Origin of the sequence: Actinoallomurus sp. CA-142502 (genome assembly GCF_050936355.1) — a bacterium.
Classification (GTDB): Bacteria; Actinomycetota; Actinomycetes; order Streptosporangiales; family Streptosporangiaceae; genus Actinoallomurus; species Actinoallomurus iriomotensis.
Genome location: NZ_JBNJMY010000001.1, coordinates 5,999,367 through 6,016,584, shown reverse-complemented (window position 1 = coordinate 6,016,584; position 17,218 = coordinate 5,999,367). Strand labels below are relative to the sequence as shown.

The 17,218-nt window shown below is 70.6% G+C and carries 19 protein-coding genes; 10 read left to right on the top strand and 9 right to left on the bottom strand.

Features of this window, described 5'->3' with window-relative positions:
* Nucleotides 1-80 precede the first annotated feature (80 nt).
* A complete protein-coding gene (gene thyX, locus ACQEV1_RS28680; RefSeq protein ID WP_285578434.1) occupies nt 81-878 on the top strand; it encodes an FAD-dependent thymidylate synthase in 798 nt (265 codons plus the stop codon).
* A gap of 6 nt (nt 879-884) precedes the next feature.
* Entirely contained in the window at nt 885-1,598 is a 714-nt protein-coding gene (thyX, locus tag ACQEV1_RS28675; protein WP_433397441.1) for an FAD-dependent thymidylate synthase, read from the top strand.
* Nucleotides 1,599-1,633: 35 nt separating this feature from the next.
* Here the strand turns inward: thyX (ACQEV1_RS28675) and ACQEV1_RS28670 are convergent, their stop codons facing one another.
* Nucleotides 1,634-2,326 (bottom strand): SMI1/KNR4 family protein, encoded by a 693-nt coding sequence (locus ACQEV1_RS28670; protein ID WP_433397439.1) that lies wholly within the window; start codon nt 2,324-2,326, stop codon nt 1,634-1,636.
* 60 nt (nt 2,327-2,386) lie between these two features.
* Nucleotides 2,387-2,782: a PaaI family thioesterase gene (locus ACQEV1_RS28665; protein ID WP_433397437.1), complete on the bottom strand. Its 396-nt coding sequence runs from the start codon at nt 2,780-2,782 to the stop codon at nt 2,387-2,389.
* Nucleotides 2,783-2,929: 147 nt separating this feature from the next.
* Here ACQEV1_RS28665 and ACQEV1_RS28660 point away from each other — a divergent pair, with 147 nt between their 5' ends.
* From ACQEV1_RS28660 to ACQEV1_RS28650, 3 genes are all read left to right on the top strand, one after another.
* Nucleotides 2,930-3,814 carry a DUF4231 domain-containing protein gene (locus ACQEV1_RS28660; RefSeq protein ID WP_285578431.1) on the top strand — a complete coding sequence of 295 codons (885 nt, stop codon included), beginning with the start codon at nt 2,930-2,932 and terminating at the stop codon, nt 3,812-3,814.
* 72 nt (nt 3,815-3,886) lie between these two features.
* The gene (locus ACQEV1_RS28655) at nt 3,887-5,950 is read left to right on the top strand and encodes a toll/interleukin-1 receptor domain-containing protein (RefSeq protein WP_433397435.1); all 2,064 of its coding nucleotides are present in this window, start codon (nt 3,887-3,889) and stop codon (nt 5,948-5,950) included.
* 1 nt (nt 5,951) lies between these two features.
* Nucleotides 5,952-6,473 carry a hypothetical protein gene (locus tag ACQEV1_RS28650; RefSeq protein ID WP_433397433.1) on the top strand — a complete coding sequence of 174 codons (522 nt, stop codon included), beginning with the start codon at nt 5,952-5,954 and terminating at the stop codon, nt 6,471-6,473.
* 134 nt (nt 6,474-6,607) lie between these two features.
* Here ACQEV1_RS28650 and ACQEV1_RS28645 read toward each other — a convergent pair whose 3' ends face one another.
* Nucleotides 6,608-7,267 carry a hypothetical protein gene (locus tag ACQEV1_RS28645; RefSeq protein ID WP_433397431.1) on the bottom strand — a complete coding sequence of 220 codons (660 nt, stop codon included), beginning with the start codon at nt 7,265-7,267 and terminating at the stop codon, nt 6,608-6,610.
* Complete coding sequence (locus ACQEV1_RS28640) at nt 7,264-7,860, bottom strand: RNA polymerase sigma factor (RefSeq protein WP_285578427.1); 597 nt, start codon at nt 7,858-7,860, stop codon at nt 7,264-7,266. Before ACQEV1_RS28640 ends, ACQEV1_RS28645 begins: the two co-directional genes overlap by 4 nt.
* A gap of 262 nt (nt 7,861-8,122) precedes the next feature.
* Here ACQEV1_RS28640 and ACQEV1_RS28635 point away from each other — a divergent pair, with 262 nt between their 5' ends.
* Nucleotides 8,123-8,863, top strand: a complete 741-nt coding sequence (locus ACQEV1_RS28635; RefSeq protein WP_433397429.1) for a type 1 glutamine amidotransferase — start codon at nt 8,123-8,125, stop codon at nt 8,861-8,863.
* A 23-nt stretch (nt 8,864-8,886) separates the two neighbouring features.
* On the opposite strand, the gene ACQEV1_RS28630 is transcribed toward ACQEV1_RS28635, so the two are convergent.
* On the bottom strand, nt 8,887-9,045 hold the full coding sequence (locus ACQEV1_RS28630) for a hypothetical protein (protein ID WP_433397427.1): 159 nt from the start codon (nt 9,043-9,045) through the stop codon (nt 8,887-8,889).
* 223 nt (nt 9,046-9,268) lie between these two features.
* Between ACQEV1_RS28630 and ACQEV1_RS28625 the strand changes: the two genes are divergently transcribed.
* Nucleotides 9,269-10,072, top strand: coding sequence for an ABC transporter permease (locus ACQEV1_RS28625; RefSeq protein ID WP_433397425.1), 804 nt, complete (start codon nt 9,269-9,271; stop codon nt 10,070-10,072).
* 50 nt (nt 10,073-10,122) lie between these two features.
* Here ACQEV1_RS28625 and ACQEV1_RS28620 read toward each other — a convergent pair whose 3' ends face one another.
* A complete protein-coding gene (locus tag ACQEV1_RS28620) occupies nt 10,123-12,075 on the bottom strand; it encodes a discoidin domain-containing protein (RefSeq protein ID WP_433397423.1) in 1,953 nt (650 codons plus the stop codon).
* 297 nt (nt 12,076-12,372) lie between these two features.
* Between ACQEV1_RS28620 and ACQEV1_RS28615 the strand changes: the two genes are divergently transcribed.
* Entirely contained in the window at nt 12,373-12,879 is a 507-nt protein-coding gene (locus tag ACQEV1_RS28615; RefSeq protein WP_285575397.1) for a MarR family winged helix-turn-helix transcriptional regulator, read from the top strand.
* 4 nt (nt 12,880-12,883) lie between these two features.
* On the opposite strand, the gene ACQEV1_RS28610 is transcribed toward ACQEV1_RS28615, so the two are convergent.
* Nucleotides 12,884-13,378, bottom strand: coding sequence for a universal stress protein (locus ACQEV1_RS28610; protein ID WP_285634353.1), 495 nt, complete (start codon nt 13,376-13,378; stop codon nt 12,884-12,886).
* A gap of 66 nt (nt 13,379-13,444) precedes the next feature.
* Here ACQEV1_RS28610 and ACQEV1_RS28605 point away from each other — a divergent pair, with 66 nt between their 5' ends.
* Together ACQEV1_RS28605 and ACQEV1_RS28600 are read left to right on the top strand one after the other, a co-directional pair.
* Complete coding sequence (locus ACQEV1_RS28605; RefSeq protein WP_285634350.1) at nt 13,445-13,879, top strand: MarR family winged helix-turn-helix transcriptional regulator; 435 nt, start codon at nt 13,445-13,447, stop codon at nt 13,877-13,879.
* 166 nt (nt 13,880-14,045) lie between these two features.
* Entirely contained in the window at nt 14,046-15,284 is a 1,239-nt protein-coding gene (locus ACQEV1_RS28600; RefSeq protein WP_433397420.1) for an IS701 family transposase, read from the top strand.
* Between the two features lie 105 nt (nt 15,285-15,389).
* Here the strand turns inward: ACQEV1_RS28600 and ACQEV1_RS28595 are convergent, their stop codons facing one another.
* On the bottom strand, nt 15,390-16,481 hold the full coding sequence (locus ACQEV1_RS28595; RefSeq protein WP_433392269.1) for an IS630 family transposase: 1,092 nt from the start codon (nt 16,479-16,481) through the stop codon (nt 15,390-15,392).
* A 110-nt stretch (nt 16,482-16,591) separates the two neighbouring features.
* The gene (locus ACQEV1_RS28590; protein ID WP_433397418.1) at nt 16,592-17,197 is read right to left on the bottom strand and encodes a TetR/AcrR family transcriptional regulator; all 606 of its coding nucleotides are present in this window, start codon (nt 17,195-17,197) and stop codon (nt 16,592-16,594) included.
* Nucleotides 17,198-17,218: the final 21 nt, after the last annotated feature.

Sequence of the window (17,218 nt, the reverse complement as noted above, 5' to 3'; positions counted from 1 at the left end):
ATGTCCGTACTGAATGCGCATTACACCCCTGCCGGTGTCGCCCGGCGCGCCGCCGGTGGACCGTTCTAGGCTTGGGTTTCATGAAGAGTGTCGAACCCGAGGTCCACCTGGTCGCCCGTCCCGAGCTCGACTACGACGAGGTCGCCCGCTACCTCGCCGACGTGGGCGGCACGGCGTGGCTCGAGCGGCTGGACCGCGGCGACCTCGACACGGAGCTGAACGACCCGCAGAACCTCGCCGAGTTCGCCGGCCGGCTCTGCTACCGGTCGTGGGAGCCGGGGCTCAACCCGAACGTCACGAAGGTCCGCACCGACCAGACGGCCTACCTGGAGAACATCCTGCGCAGCCTGCACGGCTCGGTGCTGGAGCACGTCAGCTTCTCCTTCGTGCTGCACAACGTGAGCCGGGTCCTGACCCACGAGCTGGCCCGTCACCGGCCGGGTGTGGCCATCTCCCAGGAGTCGCTGCGGTTCGTGCGGCTGCAGGACATCCCGTTCTGGTTCCCCGAGTGGGCGCGCGAGGACGACGAGCTGATGAAGCGCGCCACGGCGCTCCTGTCCCAGATGGAGGAGTTCCAGGGCTGGATGGCCGAGCACTTCGGGCTCGACGACGAGGGCGTCCCGTTCAAGGAGAAGAAACACAAGACGAGCTTCATGCGCCGCTTCGCGCCCGAGGGCGTGGCGACCGGCCTGGTCTGGACGGCGAACGTCCGCACGCTGCGGCACGTGATCGAGGCCCGCACGGCCCCCGGCGCCGAAGAGGAGATCCGCCTGCTGTTCGGCAAGGTCGCCGAGGTGATGCGGCGTGAGGCGCCGGCGCTGTTCGGCGACTACGTCGTCGAGGACGGGGCCTGGACGCCCCAGTGGCGCAAGGTGTGAACGCCGATGGAGATCTGTTTCCGCAGCGGCGTGACGGTGGAGCTGGTCAAGCACGCCGCCTCCGACGCCGACGTGATCTGGGCGGCCCGCGTCTCGACCAAGGGCGAGAACTCGCTGGCCGACGTCGAGGCCGACCCGGAGCGCTCCCGCGGGCTGATCAACTTCCTGATGCGCGACCGGCACGGCACGCCGTTCGAGCACTCCACGCTCACGTTCTACGTCCGCGCGCCGATCTTCGTCTTCCGTGAGTTCATGCGGCACCGGACGTTCAGCTACAACGAGGAGAGCGGCCGCTACCGCGAGCTCGAGCCGGAGTTCTACGTGCCCGCGCCGGAGCGCAAGCTCGTGCAGGTCGGCAAGCCGGGCCGGTACGACTTCGTCGAGGGCACGCCCGAGCAGCACGCGCTGGTCACCGAGGCCACCAAGGAGGCGTACCGGCAGGCCTACGGCGCCTACCGGCGGATGCTCGACGCCGGGATCGCCCGTGAGGTGGCCCGCACGGTGCTGCCGGTCGGCCTCTACTCCTCGATGTACGCCACCTGCAACGCCCGCGCCCTGATGAACTTCCTGTCCCTGCGCACCCGGCGGGAGGACGCGGCCTTCCCGTCGTTCCCGCAGCGCGAGATCGAGATGGTGGCCGAGCGGATGGAGCGCGAGTGGGCCGCGGTCATGCCGCTGACCCACGCGGCGTTCGAGGCCAACCGCCGGGTCGCGCCCTGACTCCGTGCCGGCCGAACATCCTGGTCGCCACCGCCTCAGGATCGGTCACGGCCGGAGAACCGTGCGTACAGGGCGTTGAAGAAGTGCTCGTCGGGATCACCGAACCACGGACGTGGCCCGGTCCGGGTCCGGATCACGGATGCCCGCCAGGCCCGGCGGTGTACCACCTCGTCCAGCAGGATCTCCAGGAGACCGGTGAAGCCGTCGGCGCACAGGAAGTGCTTCTCCTCGTCGCGGCCGAAGTTGATGATCTGCCCCGGGGCGCCTCGTTCAGCGGGATCGAAGTCCAGGCCCACGTAGTCGGCGCGCACCGGGTCGGACCAGAGGGGAATCCAGCCGGGGGAGGTGTACAACGGCCTCACCACGCCCTCGGCCGCCGAGAACACCGAGCCGATCTCCTGGAGGCCGGCCAGGCCGCCCTCCTGCTCCTGTGACCTGCGGAGGTCTTCCCACTCTTCCCAGAGGGCCACGATGTGCCAGGTCGACAGGAACGACAGGGTCGGCAGGCAGGGCATCGCGTAGGTCTCGTCCAGCGTGGTCATCGTGGTGCGTTGCCCGTTGTGCATCCGGAGTACCTCGCTGACCTCCACGGGGAGCGCGCGCCCGGTTCGGGCCGCCACGACCTCGAGATCGGCGTCCGTGGCGCCCGGCGCCAGGTTGGCGTACGCGTCGGGAACCTCTCGGGCCAGCCAGGCCACGTACGCCGAGAACAACTCGACCGACCGCATTGTTCCTCCCGGACGGAAGGCTGGGGGTGTTGGTGATCTACAGCGTAAAGGCGTCCGCCGTCAGGATCGCAACACGGCCTGTGTCTGGGTGGTCTGGGCGACGTGGCGTCCGCCGTCGTCGTACAGGTCGGTCTGGACGACGATGGTGGTGCGCCCGGCGTGCAGCGGGCGCGCGACCGCCCGCACCCGCCCCTCGCGTACGGCGCGGAAGAAGCGGCTGCTCGACTCGACGGTCGTGGTGGCGGTGTCCGGGGGCAGGTTGAGGAAGGCGCAGGCGGCGCCGATGCTGTCGGCGAGAGTCATCAGCGCGCCGCCGTGCAGCGCGCCGCCGGCGGTGCAGCGCTCCGGCGCCCAGCCGAGCGTTCCGGTGACCTCCTCGGGGGACGCCGTTTCGATCGTTATGCCGGTGGCCTGCGCGAACGGCATCGCCGAGCGCAGCTCGTCGGGGGAGGGCATGCGCGACAGTCTGCCAGTTCCCGATCGCCGGATCCGTTACCTCCGAGGTCGTTGCGCCGATTCCCGGCTCGCCGTAAATGGCGTTGGGGCTGGCCGTATAGGACGTCTCATTGACATTTGTGCGTGCGGTGATGCATTTCTTGGTGTGTGGAGGTGATAGCGGAGTCGGAGTTTCCAGCGCTCTACCGTGCCGCCGACAACAGCGCGGTGGTGGGGCAGCGACGTTTTCTCCTCGCCGTCCGGTTCCAGCTCTCCTCGCTCCTGCTCGCCGCCGTCTTCGGCTCGTTCAGCATCAACGCGGGGCACGTCGACGCCGCCGCGATCTGCGCGGCCGCGGCGCTGGCCACGGCCCTGGTCACCGAGGTCTTCCTGCTGACCGTCCGGCCCGACCGCCACTGGTACGAGGCGCGCGCCGCCGCCGAGTCCGCCAAGACCCTCGCGTGGCGCTACGCCGTCGGCGGCCAGCCGTTCGATCTGGACGGGGGCGCGGACGACCACGGCGCCGAGCGGCTCCTCCTGCGGCGCTTCACCGGTATCACCTCCAGCCTGCGCGACTTCGCCCTGGTGCCCGTGCGCGGTGGGGACCGCCAGGTGACCTCGGCGATGCGCCAGGTGCGCACGCTGCCGCTGGAGGAGCGGCAGCGGCAGTACCTCATCGGGCGGATCAACGACCAGCGGGCCTGGTACGCCGACCGGGCGCGGCGCAACGAACGCCGCAGCGCCCAGTGGTCGGTCGGGCTGGCCGCCCTGGAGACCGCCGGACTCGTCGCGGCCGTGCTGGGGGCCGTCCAGCTGATCAATTTCGACCTGCCGGGGATCGTCGGCGCGGTCGCCGCGGGCGGCGTCGCGTGGCTGCAGACCCGGCAGCATCAGCAGCTGGCCAGCGCCTACTCCGTCGCCGCGCTCGAACTCGCCGACATCGCCGAACGCGCGGAGTGGCCACGGACCGAGACCGAATGGGCGCACTTCGTGGACGAGGCGGAGGAGGCCATCTCCCGCGAGCACACACTCTGGTGGGCCTCGCATACCTGAGACGACCCATGGGCACCGGCGGGGCGGCTCCCGCGTCGAAGTGAACGACGGCAGCGCTGAACGGAGGAATCGTTGAGCCACGGACCGGTCGGCTTCGACGTGTTCATCAGTTATGCCCATGATGACGACCGGCAGGTCATCCAGCGGCTGGCCGAGGAGCTCCAGGAGGCGTTCGCCGCGATCGCCGGCCGCCGGCTCACCGTCTTCCTCGACCAGGACGGGATCCCGACCGCGCAGCGCTGGGAGCGGACCATCACCAGCGCCCTGCGCACGAGCTCGGTGATGATCGCCGTGCTCACCGAGCGGTACCTGGTCTCGGACTGGTGCGCGCGGGAGTACGAGTTCTTCGTACGGACCGAACGGGACCACTCGCTCGAGGAGGGCTCCGCGCGCTCGATCCCCCGGATCTTCCCGGTCATGCCCGCCGGCGCGCCGGCCGAGGACGGCCTGACCGCGGAGCAGCGGCGACGGCGACTGGACGTGAACGAGCGCCAGGGGATCGACCTCGCGGGCCTGGCGGGCGCGGAGTTCACCCGGGAGGTGACCCGGCTCGCGCGCGACATCCACGACGCGCTCGTCCGCCTGCGCGGCGCCTCACCGGCCGCGCCGGCGCCGGCGGGCGACGAGGAGACCGAGCACCCGCAGGTCACCTCCGATTACGTGGGCCAGGGCGACCGGTTCGTCTCGCTGCTCGCCGAGGCCGTGAACGTCACCGTCGTGGGCTGGACCAACACCAGCCTCGCCGAGTCGCTGGAGGCGGCGCTCAAGCGGAAGCGGTCCCGGCACGGAAGCCACGCCTTCTGGCGTTCGCTGCGCATCGTCTTCCTGAAGGACGACCTGCTGGAGCTGGTCCGCGACGAGCACGACGCGCAGTTCCCCGACAAGGAGACGGCGCTGCGACGGCGCCGGCAGAACGCCGGGTACGGGCGGCGGTCCCTGTCGGCGTTCCTGCAGAAGGAAGGCCAGCCGCACCGGCTGACCCTGTACGAGTACGGGCACATCCCGCCCTTCACCGGGACGCTGTTCGACATGCCCGACGGGCGTCGCATCGTGCAGATGGTCATCCGCCCTCCGCGGCGCAGCGCCTCCGACCACCTCATGCTGGAGTTCGCCGACCGTACCGACCAGTACTTCGGCGCGGCGTTCAACGACATCGTCGACCTCAGCGCCAGGTACGACGAGGTGCTGCCCATCGGCGAGCCCGATGACGACGACGTCTTCCAGGTCACCGAGGCGCGGTTCAGCAACCGGGTGCTGCAGGACGGCTCCGGCACGACGGGCTGGCTGCCGCTCGTCCTCGTCGTCACCTGGTGGCAGTCGCGGGGCGCGGCCGTGCCGCTGCTGCAGTTCCGCACCTCGCGCAATGCCGAGCGCGAGCTCGACCACCTCTCCCACCCCGCCGGGTACATCACGCAGGAGGACTACCGGCGGCTGGAGGAGCACGCGGCGGTCGCGACGTTCCCCCTCCCGCCGCACGCGCCGATGGTCGCCGCCCGCCGCCGGATCGCGCTCGAGCTCGGCGCGGACCTGTCGCAGGAGGTGACGTTCGCGCGGAACATGCGCTACTACCACCACGCCAAGGAGCACCTGTTCTACTGGGTGTTCGACTGCAGGCTGCCGGCGCGGTTCCAGTTCCCGGCCGACGCCGAGATGCGCCCGTACACCCTGGAGGAGCTCCTGGCGATCCGGGAGAATCAGGCCGTGGAGTACGCCCTGCGGCTGTGCCGCGACCACCACGCGTCCCGGCGGGACCTCGAACGCATGGCGCGGCTGTCCGCGGACAACCTGGTCGTCCACGGCCACGACGAGCTCGCCGCCGCGCTCCTGGACACCGTGCGCGGCGACGGGGCGGCGGAGCCGGCCGCGCTCCAGGCCGAGCTGACCGCCCTCGCCGAGCGAACCCGGCGGACCAACCGCACGGGCGTGGGGGAGCGGCCGGTCCTCGGGCTGTCGGGCCTGGAGTACCGGGAGTTCTTCACCGGGATTCTTCCGCTGTACGTCCGCCTCGGGGTGCCGGGCGCGGTGGAGTACCTCGAAGGGCTGGAGGCCGACGCGACGCGCTACGCGGCCGTCGAGCGGCTGGCCGCGACCTACGCCGACGCCGGCGTGATGACCGAACTTCCCCTGGAGACCTGAGTTGACGACCGGCCTACCGGCCGCGTGCCCGCGCGTGGCGGTCACCGGCCATCGCGACCTCACCGAGCGGACCACGCACCTGGTGTCGTCCGCCATCCACGCCGCCCTCGCGCCGTACGGCCCGAACCTGGTGGGCGTCTCGTGCCTGGCCCCCGGCGCCGACCAGATCTTCGCCCGCACCGTGCTGGAGCTCGGCGGCCGGCTGCATGCGATCGTCGCGGCGAGCGGATACCGCGCGACCCTCTCGCCGGACGCGCGCCGCACCTACGACGAGCTCCTGCACCGGGCCGAGTGGGTCGACACACTGACGCTCGGCCCGCCGGTCCCGGCCTCGTACGCGACGGCCAACGAGGTGATGCTGGGGACGGCGGATCACCTGATCGCCGTGTGGGACGGCCGTCCCGCGCGAGGCCGTGGCGGCACCGCCGAGGCGGTGGAGGAGGCACGCCGCCGGGCGATCCGGGTCCACGTCATGTGGCCTCGTGGCGCGCTGCGGGGGACGCCGGTCGGCGCCACGCGCTGAGCCGCGTGGGCCCCCGCCTCTCTCCCGCGTTTGAATGCAGTTCGCCCGTTACGGAACTCGCGGGAGAGAGGCGAGGACTACACCTTTCAAGCGTCGCGACGGCGATTCGTGTCACAGGTGCCCGCGGGCGTGCGTCACGGATTCGGTTCCGGCCCGGTCTTGACCTTGGGGCCCTTTCCTTTTCCCTTTCCAGCGGACGGAGTGTTCGCCTTCCCGGTCGCGCTGTTCTTGACGCTCGGAACGTTCGCCTTCGGCGTCTTGGCCGGGTGTGGTTTCTCCGGTTTGGCCGACGGGCGTTCGCTGGAATCTGCCCCCGGCGTGGGATGCGAGTGCGAGGCGTCCGGACGCGGGCTCATGCTCGGGCTCGGGCTCACGCTTGTGCTTGTAGTCGTGCTCGGGCTCGGGCTCGGGCTTGTGCTCGGGCTCGGGCCGTAACGGGCGCTCGTCCGGCCGGGCTCGGCCGGGGCGCCGGTACGGCCGGGCTGCCCGGTCCGGGCCGGCCCGCGCAAGTGCTGCCCGGTGGCCGCGAGGGCGACGCCACCGGCGAGCAGCAGAACGAGGCCCGCCACGATCGTCTTCAGGCCGACCAGCGCGGAGATCCGGCGCCGGTACGGCCGCGGGGACGGGAGCGAACGTGCCTGGCGGAACGCGGCCACGGCCGCCTCCTCACCGGCCGGGTGCCGAGCCGGGGGCGCGGCCGCCGCGGCGAGCAGCGCGGCGAGCTCCGGATGTCCGGCGGATTCTCCCCGGAGCATCCGCTCGGCGGTGTCGCGGTCGAGGCCGTGATCGTTCATCGCGGGGGCTCCAGGTCGTTGATGAGGCGCTCGAGACGGCGCAGCCCGCGGTGCGCCGCGGTCCGTACGGCTCCGGGGCGCTTGCCGATCAGCCGCGCGACGGCCTTGGCGTCCAGCCCGATGACGACACGCAGCACGATGATCTCCGCCTGGTCGCGGGGCAGCCGCGCGATCAGCGCCAGGGCCGACCGGGTGGACAGCGAGTCCAGTGCCGCCGTCTCGGTGTCCTCGGACGCGGGCAGGTCGAGGAACTCGGCGACGGGCGCGTGCTCGACCGGACGGCGCCTGCGGCGGCGCAGGTGGTCGAGCGCGCGGTGGCGGGCGATGGTCGCCGTCCAGGCGCGGAAGCCCTCGGCGTCGCCGTCGAAGACGGTGATGTCCCGGGCGATGTGCAGCCACGCCTCGGAGGCGACGTCCTCGGCCTCGTCGCCGACCAGCGTGCGCACGTAGCGCAGCAGCCGAGGGTGGAACTGCCGGTAGAGCGTGCGGAAGCCGTCTTCGTTCCCGTCGCGCGCGGCCCGGAGAGCCGTGCCGAGATCGTCCGGCCCCGTCGCCGGCCAAGGCGGGTGATCGAGCTCCTCTGCATGACTCACGCGCGACATAATGCGCCATATGGGAGGTACACCCAAAGCCGCCCGCTGACCGAGCCCGCGCGTACGGGGCCGCGACAGGTCCGTGACGCCGCGAAACGCCGGGAGCCGGTGCCATACGAGTGGCCGGCGGTGGTCATGGTGTCGCTGTGAAGCGGGCGCCTGCCGGGGCTGGGATAGTGGTCACCTGCCGACCACGCGCGAGCGAGACATCGGACGACGTGCGCCGGCGCCGACCGCAGCAGACGTTCGATGGAGCGCAGCAGTGAACTCCCTTCCTTCCCGCCGGGTTCTCGTCGTCCGCAACGCCGAGCGAAGCCCGCTCGGACGGTTCCTCCCCTGGTTCGAGGCCGACGGGCTGCACATCGCGGAGGTGACGGGCGACGCGGTCCCCGTCGAGCCGAACGGCTTCGACGCGGTGGTCCTGCTCGGCGGCGGCCTCCTGCCCGATGAGGACGAACGCGCCCCGTGGCTGGCGGCCGAACGCGAACTGACGCGGAGCGCGGTGGCGCGCGGCGTGCCGCTGCTGGGCATCTGCCTGGGCGCGCAGGTGCTGGCCGTGGTGGCGGGCGGTGTGGTCCGCGGCGAGTACGGCCGTCCGGAGCGCGGTTCGTGCCGCGTCTCGCTGCGCGAGGAGGCGAAGGCGGACCCGCTGTTCGCCGGGCTGCCGGAGCGGCTCCGCTTCATCCAGAACCACCGGGACCAGATCACCGAACTCCCACCGGACGCCGTCCGGCTGGCCGAGAGCGACGCCTGCCCGATCCAGGCCTTTCGCGTGGGAGAGCGGGCCTGGGGCGTGCAGTTCCATCCGGAGGCCGGAGCGGACCGGCTCGACCGCTGGGACGAGGCCGCCCTCGCCGACGCCGGCCTGGACCTGGGCGTCCTACGCGCCGAGGCCGAGCGAGCCGAGCCGGAGTCCTCCCGGCACGCGCGTCGCCTCGCGTCCAACTTCGCCGCCCTCGTCCACCGAACCGCACCCGTCTCCAGCGCGAACCTCCCCGGCTGACCCGCTGCGTGCGTCTCAGGAGCTCAGAACTTGGAAACGCCCAGGGCGTAGCCGTAGGCGTCCGCATCAAGCATCACCATGTCCTGGCCCGCAATGTCCAGGCCGCGGCAGCCTGGCGGGAACGGCATGGCCACGTGCTCGGCCAACATCTGCGAGAGCGCGTCGAGCTTCTCTTCGAACATGCACGAGACCCTGCCGGATCCCACCCGGCGAACCAATGCGGTCACAGCACCAGATGAGCCACCCCGCCTCCAGCGCGTGATGTGCAGGCGGTGACGCATCACCGCGGGACGATCGATGCGAGCGCCGCGACGACCGGGCGAGGACCGCGTGGCCGGCGACGGGGCGGCCGTCGTGCGGTGGGGGCGGTTGCCCGGCCGATTCGGTGCCCATCAGGATCGTGGTATGACTGCGCAGAATGGACTCTGGCCTGCGGTGGAGGCGGCGCGGCCCGCCACGTTGCTGTCGGTCGGTCCGACTCTCGGTGTCGTGATGGTGGTGCTGGCGCTCGCCGCGACCGCCGTGGCGGCCGTCGGCCGGCTGGGGCACGGTCCGGCCGTGCTGCGTTCCGCGGTGCGCGCGGCGGTGCAACTCGCGCTCGTGTCCGTCGTGATCGCCACGATCACCCGGTCGATTCCGCTGACGGCGGCCTTCGTCGTGTTGATGTACCTGGTGGCCGCCCGGGTCGCCGGGCGGCGGATCACCACGGGCCGCGCCGCGTGGTGGGCGGCGGTGCCGATCGGCGTCGCCACCGCGCCGGTCATCGTCCTGCTGCTGGCGACCGGTCTGGTGCCGCCGCACGGCATCACGGTGATCCCGATCGCCGGCATCCTCATCGGCGGCGCCCTCACCGCCACGACCCTCGCGGGCCGCCGCGCCGTCGAGGAGCTGATCCACCGGCGCGGAGAGGTCGAAGCCGCCCTGTCCATCGGCTTGAGCGACCGTGATGCCGCGATGGAGATCTGCCGGCACCACGCGGCCACCGCGCTCATCCCAGCCCTGGATCAGACCCGGACCGTCGGCCTGGTCACGTTGCCCGGCGCCTTCGTCGGCATGCTGCTGGGCGGCGCGTCGCCGATCGCCGCCGGCGCGGTCCAGCTGTTCGTCCTCATCGCCCTGCTGGCGGTCGAGGCCGTCGCGATCGTGCTCACCATCGAACTGGCCGCACGCGGGCGGTTCGGCCGGCCGGTCACGGTCGCTCGCCGGTAGGCCGGGAGTCCCCGGTGGTGGTGGGACTCCCGGCGCGACCGGTCAGGGGGTCAGGAGCCGAATACAGCGAACTCCCACAGCGAGTAGCCGTACTGGGTCGACCGCGCGGTCCCGTACATGCGGATGTAGCGGGCGGACGCGGTGACGTTCAGCGTCTGCGTGCCTCCGGTTCCGGTGGTGGTGGAGTAGACGGTGGTCCAGGTCTTCGCGTCGCCGGAGACCTGGATCTGGTACGCCGTGGCGTACGCGGTCTCCCAGTTCAGCGTCACCTTGCAGAGGGAGCGGGTGCTGCCGAGGTCGACCTGGAGCCACTGCGGGTCGCTGAAGGCCGACGACCACCGGGTGCCCGCGTTTCCGTCGACGGCGTCCTGCGCGGGGAAGGCCACCGACTCGGTGGAGGACGCCGTGGCGGTCCTGCCCTGCGCGATGTTCGTCGTCGAGCAGCCTCCGGCGGGGTTCACGGTCCAGGCGAAGGAGGCCGATCCGCCGGCCCCGGTCGTGTCCTTGGCGGTCACCGTGACGTTCGAGGTCCCGGTCGCGGTGGGGGTGCCGGAGATCAGTCCGGTGGAGGAGTTGATCGACAGCCCGGCGGGCAGGCCACTGGCGCTGTAGGTGAGGGTCTGGCCGGACGCCGAGTCGCTCGCGTGGATCTGCAGGCTGACCGCGGTGCCGACCGTGGACGTCTGGTCACCGGGGGGCGTCACCGTAACCGTGTTGCCGCCGCCGGTGGGCAGAGTCCACTGCTGCTGCGCGGAGCCGGTGCAGGTCTCGATGTCCAGCCGCGCGCCGGTGTTGCCGCCGGGATCGGTCAGGCACAGGCCGGAGTTGGGGTTGACCAGCTCACCGTTGGACTGATGCCTCCAGAGCTGGGCGTTGGTGCCGTTGCACGGATACCAGTCGACGTTGGTGCCGCTGGACGTCCCGGCGCTGACGACGTCGAGACAGCCTCCCTGCACGCGCAGCGTGTCGTCGCTGTAGGGCGACCAGGTCTGGCCCGCGCCGCCGTTGCAGGAGCCGACCCCGATCGGGTTGCCCTCGGTGTTCAGCGAGTTCTGGTTCGTCAGGCACAGGCCGTTGATGCCCTTCACCGTGCCGGTCCCGGTGGCGGTCGCGGTGGGCGTGGAGTTGCCGCCCTGCTCGTAGACGGCCACGTACCCGACGCTCATCGAGGCGCCGGACGTCGTGGCGGAGGTCGGCGTGGTGCAGCCGCAGATCCCGTCGGGGTAGTTGCCGCCCATCGCGAGGTCCCAGATGATGAAGAACCCGTGGTCGATGGCCTGCTGCCAGGCCGTCGTGCCGACCGAGGCCTCGGTGATCGTGCTCTCCACGGTGCCGTCCATCAGGAACTGCAGCGACTCGGCGCTCGTGTTGGTGCGGTCGATGATCACCGTGTAGGTGTGGTAGCCCGTCTGGCAGGTCGAGCTCGTGTTCGGGCAGGCGATCAGGGCGTGGCCGGGGCTGTTGGCCGAGTCGTGGAGGGTCTGCGAGGCCTCGTTGAGAGCGTTGACGTCCTCCATCATGTCGATCTCGCCGGAGGTGGGCCAGCCGCCCCCGGCGCGCATCGGCGAGCCTAGGGCCCAGAACGCGGGCCAGTACCCCAGGCCGCTCGCCGGGTTCGGCTGCTGGATCGACGCCGTCATCTCCAGCTTGCCGCCGGGCGGGGCCTGGAAGTCCTCACGGGTGCTCTCCAGCCGCGCCGAGGTCCAGGTGCTGCCGTTCTTGATGGCCTTGAGCACCAGGTGGCCGTTCCCGTCGAGGTAGGAGTTGGCGGTCGAGCTGGTGGTCTGCTCGATCTCGCCGGTGCCGTAGCCGGTGCCGATGTCGTAGAACCAGTTCGCCGACGAGGGCGGCGACCCGGCGGTCCCGGTGAAGTCGTCGCCGAACACGGTCGTCCATCCGGCCGGGGGCGGCGGCACGGTGTCGGCGTACGCGGCGGGCGCGCCGGAGACGGTCGCGGTCAGGACGGCGCTGAGGCAGGCGGCGAGCAGCGCCAGGACCGCCAAGGCCGCCCGGCGCCGTCCGGGACGCGGGGCCGAAGGCGATGGTTTCGAAGCCGATGACATTGGGTCTCCTGAGGGGCGAGGCGGAGGCATCTCAGAGAGCGCTCTATCGGCCGTAGATTCGACTTATTCACGCCTTGTGTCAAGGCTAAAATTAAGTACCGACAGAATGAGCGTCATGGCCGTGTCCTCGCGGTGACGCGCGACGGCGTGGCGAACCGGTGGTTTGAGGTGGCGTTAAGGTGGCGCGTGGATAATCCTCGCCGACGGCAAGTATCCGGACGAGGCGACAAGACGGTGATGACGATCGCGGCCGACCACGAGACCTACGACGCCGTCGAGCATGAGCTCGGCGTCCTCCTGCGCCGCGCGCGTGCGCTGACCGTCGGGATGATGCAGGAGGTGCACCACGGCCTCGATCCGGCGGCGTACGGGCTGCTCCTCGGCCTGTACGATCGCGCGCCGGCGCGCCCGAGCGACATCGCGGCCTACTTCGGCGTCGGCAAGGCGACGATCAGCCGCCAGCTGAAGGCGCTGGAAGACCTGGGTCTCGTCGAACGCCGTGCCGACCCCTGCGACGGGCGTGCCCACCTGCTCGCGCTCACGAGCGAGGGGCGGCGCCGGATGGACGCCGTACGGGTCGCGCGCCGCGAACGCTTCTACGCGCTGCTCGACACCTGGCCGGAGGGGGACGTGCGCACCCTGGCCACGATGCTGGCCCGCTTCAACCGGCTGGCCGAGGAGAACGGTACGCGCTCCCGGCCGGCGGGAGACGGCGAGAACCTGGCGCCGAGTTCCGGCCTGTAGCGGGTCAGCTCACCCTGGTGCGGTGAACGGGGCATATGCCCCACCGTGCCAGCCTGCGAGCCGGGCAGCGATGGAACCAGCGCGACCACGACGCGCGCGGCAGCTGCCCGACGAACAGGGCGTCGCCTTGCTCGGCGCGGGCGATCTTCGCGAGGCATCGGTCCGGGCGGCCCGAGACGACCTTGAACCTCCAGGGCCGGCCCGTCGGGTCGAGGGTCTGGACGCACTGGAGCCAGGCGTCGACCTCCCGGCTGTCCCGGCACTCGCGGCTGATCGCCACGGCGCCTGGCGCGAGGAACGCCGTCATCTCGCACATGCCGGGCAGGGAGCGGACGTGGACGCACAGGATGTGCGCGTCGACCTCCGCCGCCCGGTCGGCGGCCTCCCGGAGCGCGGCGAGCCCGGACTCGGTGCCGTCCACGCCCACGATGAACAGCGGTCTGTTCCGCGAGCCCCGGACAGCGCTGTCCGAGCCGTCGGGGCCGAATGAGTGATCCATCGCCGTCCTGACTCCTTACCGCCGTTCCATAGTACGCTATGTAAATCGGTGAGCGGGGGATGAAGCGTGGAGCTTTTCGATGAATTCGTCGACGCGGTCCTGGATCTGATGCGTACGGCGCGGCGTACGGGTGGCGCCGCGCACACCGTCCGGGGCGACGGCGTCTCGGTGCCGCAGCTCGTCGTCCTCGGCGCGGTCGACGTCGCGGGCGGGCAGGGGGTGACCGCGGTGGCGGAGCGCGCGGGGCTGGCGCAGCCCACGGTGACCCGTGCGCTGGCGGCGCTGGAGCGCCGGAGTCTCGTCCTGCGCGCGCCGCACGTCAGTGACGGCCGGACCACGTCCCTCGCGCTGACCCCCGCCGGCAAGGCGGTGCTGGAGGAGACGATGCGCAACGTCATCGCACGCTTCGGCGAGCTCTGGGAGACGCTGGCGGACGACCAGCGTGAGCACTCGGTGCGCCTGATCCGCAGCCTCTCGCGGATCACCGCCGAGCTCACCTGACCCGCGCCGCCTCTCTCAGCCCTCGCGTGGGCCGGGTCCGGGATCGCTGTGATCTACTGGACCTGGCCCTGCCCTATGCCGATCACCCCGCCCGGCAGCCGTCTCACTGACCGCCGGCACTAGTAGTGCTTTGTTACGTTTGTGATCTTGGTGGCGATGATCGTGTGTGAGGTCTGGGGAGGTTGCCGCGGTCCGGTCGCGGTTGGAGGAGTTCGCGGCGGAGGTGTTCGCGGGGTTGCCGCGGTCGGATCAGCGTGCGACCGGTGGGTTGTATGTGCGGGGTTTGTTGCTGGATGGGCAGCGTAAGTCGATGCAGCCGATGGCGGAGCGGCTGGGGGTGGATCATCAGCGGTTGCAGCAGTTCATGACGTCTTCGACGTGGGATTTTGTGGGGGTGCGGCGTCGGTTGGCGGCCCGGGTCGAGCAGGTGGTGGCGTTGGTGGCGTGGGTGATCGATGACACCGGGTTCCCCAAGTACGGTTCATCCTCGCCGGGGGTGGCCCGGCAGTATTCGGGCACGTTGGGCAAGGTCGCCAGTTGTCAGATCGGGGTGAGCGTGCACGCGGTCACCGACGGCGCTTCAGCGCCGTTGGACTGGCGGTTGTTCATCCCCGAGTGCTGGGACGATGCCTGCACCGACGATCCGGCCGTGGCCGAGGAGATCAAAGGCAGGCGCACGCGGTCGAGTATCCCGGCTGCCGAGCGGAACCGGCCGAAGTGGCGGTTGGCGATCGAGATGCTGGACGAACTACGCGGCTGGGGCTTGGAGACACCGGTGATCTGCGCGGACGCCGGTTACGGCGACAACGCTGTGTTCCGGGCCGCGCTGGCCGAGCGTGGCTTGGGTTACATCGTTCAGGTCAAGGGCACCTGCACCGCCCATGCCGCCGACGCCGTCCCTGAACTGCTGCCCTCCAAGGGCAAGGGCTGGCGTGGCCTGCCGCGTTATCGCACCAGGCCGGTCTCGTTGCGGGAGCATGTGCTGGCCGCCGGCCGCACCAGCGCTCAGCGGATCTGCTGGCGCCAAGGTTCCAAAGGCGAGTTGGCCGGTGACTTCATCGCGCTGCGCGTCCGCCCGGCCGGACGCAAGCCTCGCTATGGCGATGACGGCACCTTGGCCCAAGCCTGGCTGATCGCCCAGTGGCCGGCGGATGAGGACGAGCCGGTCAAGTATTGGCTGTCGAACCTGCCCGCCGAGACCTCACTGGCTGATCTGGTCCGGTTGGGAAAGATCCGCTGGCGGATCGAACACGACTACCGCGAACTCAAAACCGGTCTGGGCCTGGACCACTACGAAGGACGCTCCTGGAGAGGCTGGAACCGCCACGTCACCCTCGTGACCGCCGCCCACCTGTTCCTCACAACCCTGCGCCTGACCAGCCCAAAAGCAGCCGGGGCAGCCTGACCCTCTACAAGATCGTCCGCGAGCTCCAAGCTCTGCTCGCCACCTGGACAGGCCACTGCCCCACCTGCCAACAACCCCTCGCCTTACCCACCTAACAAAGCACTACTAGTGTCCTGCGCCTGAAATTCGTTGCAGATATCGGGCGAGGGAGTCGAGGATCTCTTCGGCGGTCTTCTTCCACACGAACGGTTTGGGGTTGGTGTTCCACTGAGTGATCCAGGCGCGAACGTCGGCTTCGAGAGCTTGGACGCTCTTGTGGACGCCGCGCCTGGTCAGCTGGTCGGTGAGGTGGCCGAACCAGCGTTCGACCTGGTTGATCCAGGATGAGCCGGTAGGTGTGAAGTGGACGTGGAAGCGGGGATGGCGAGCGAGCCATTCGTGGATGAGCGGTGTTTTGTGGGTGGCGAGGTTGTCGCAGACCAGGTGTACGTCCAGTTCGGCGGGGACGGCCTTGTCGATGGCGACCAGGAACTTCTTGAACTCAGTGGCGCGGTGCTTGCGGTGTAGTTCGGTGATCACCGTTCCATCGGCGATGTTGAAGGCGGCGAACAGGCTGGTGGTGCCGTGCCGGGCGTAGTCGTGGGTGCGACGCTCGGGCATCCCCGGCATCATCGGAAGCACCGGTTGCGACCGATCCAGTGCCTGCATCTGGCTTTTTTCGTCCACGCACAGCACGACCGCTCGCTCTGGCGGGTTGTGATACAGCCCGACCACGTCCACGACCTTCTCCACGAACAACGGATCCGTCGACAGCTTGAACCCATCGACCAGGTGCGGCTTGAGGTCGAACCGCCGCCAGATCCGCCCGATCGTCGATCTGGACAACCCCGTCCGTTCCGCCATCGACGCCCGCGACCAGTGCGTCGCGCCGACCGGTGTCTGCTCCAGCGTCAAGGTGATCACCTCCTCGACCTGATCGAGCAGAATCGAGGGCGGCCGGCCCGGCCGCGGCTCATCGGCCAACCCGGCCAGCCGGTGCTCGATGAAGCGTTTACGCCACTTGCCGACCGTCGCAGCGGACACGCCGGCATCCGCCGCGACCTGCGCGTTCGTTGCCCCATCCGCACACGCCAGTACCACCTTGCATCGCAACGCGAACGCCTGCGTCGACGTCGCCGCCCGTGCTCCACGCACCAACTCCGCCCGTTCGGCATCACTCACCGTCAACGGAGCCTTCGGCCTGCCAGTCCTCGCCACTTGCCAAGCATAGAGTTATTTCACCTAATTAAGGCGCAGGACACTAGGGCCTGTCTCGAAGTCGTCGTCTGGGCGCCGCGCAGTAGGACAGCGGGGCTTTGAGACAGGCACTAGGCCGGAGGGCCGCCGCCCGCGTCGTTCAGGGCCCCGGTGAGGGCCGCGCGGGCGAGCGTACGGGCGGTCTGCGGGCTCACGTCCGCCGGTGGGCGGGTGACCAGGGTGAACAGTGCGCCGCCGAACAGCGTCATGAGCGTCTGGACCTGCTCGGGCGAGGTCGGCAGGCCGAGCGCGCGGTGCTGGCCGACGGTGAAGTCGAGTGTGGCCCGGCCCATCCGGTCGAGCGTCTCCTGGAGGGCGGGGCGGCGCGTGGCCTCGAGGCTCAGCTCGTAGATCGCCAGATAACGGTCGCGGTGCTCGGTGGCGGACACGTACAGGGAGAGGGCGATCAACTCGACCAGGTCGCCCGGACCGGGCGGGACCGGCGACCGGGCGTTCGTGGCGCGCATCTCCGCCTCGTGCAGCTCCACGACGCGTCGCGCGGCCGCCTTGAGGAGCGCGTCCCGGCTGCGGAAGTAGTTGGACGTGGTGCCCGGCGGCAGGCCCGCCCGCTCGTCCACCGTGCGGTGACTCAGGCCGTGGACGCCGGACCGCCCCAGCACCTCGATCGCGGCGTCGGCCAGGGCCTGACGGCGTTCGACGTTCGGCTGCGGCGGCACCCTCCCAACGTACTACAACGT

What these genes read in the sequence shown, in the direction of transcription:
- thyX (WP_285578434.1), top strand. Translation starts at nt 81, where the DNA reads ATGAAGAGTGTCGAACCCGAGGTCCACCTGGTCGCCCGTCCCGAGCTC.
- thyX (WP_433397441.1), top strand. Translation starts at nt 885, where the DNA reads ATGGAGATCTGTTTCCGCAGCGGCGTGACGGTGGAGCTGGTCAAGCAC.
- ACQEV1_RS28670 (WP_433397439.1), bottom strand. Translation starts at nt 2,326, where the DNA reads ATGCGGTCGGTCGAGTTGTTCTCGGCGTACGTGGCCTGGCTGGCCCGA.
- ACQEV1_RS28665 (WP_433397437.1), bottom strand. Translation starts at nt 2,782, where the DNA reads ATGCCCTCCCCCGACGAGCTGCGCTCGGCGATGCCGTTCGCGCAGGCC.
- ACQEV1_RS28645 (WP_433397431.1), bottom strand. Translation starts at nt 7,267, where the DNA reads ATGAACGATCACGGCCTCGACCGCGACACCGCCGAGCGGATGCTCCGG.
- ACQEV1_RS28630 (WP_433397427.1), bottom strand. Translation starts at nt 9,045, where the DNA reads ATGTTCGAAGAGAAGCTCGACGCGCTCTCGCAGATGTTGGCCGAGCAC.
- ACQEV1_RS28625 (WP_433397425.1), top strand. Translation starts at nt 9,269, where the DNA reads ATGACTGCGCAGAATGGACTCTGGCCTGCGGTGGAGGCGGCGCGGCCC.
- ACQEV1_RS28615 (WP_285575397.1), top strand. Translation starts at nt 12,373, where the DNA reads ATGACGATCGCGGCCGACCACGAGACCTACGACGCCGTCGAGCATGAG.
- ACQEV1_RS28610 (WP_285634353.1), bottom strand. Translation starts at nt 13,378, where the DNA reads ATGGATCACTCATTCGGCCCCGACGGCTCGGACAGCGCTGTCCGGGGC.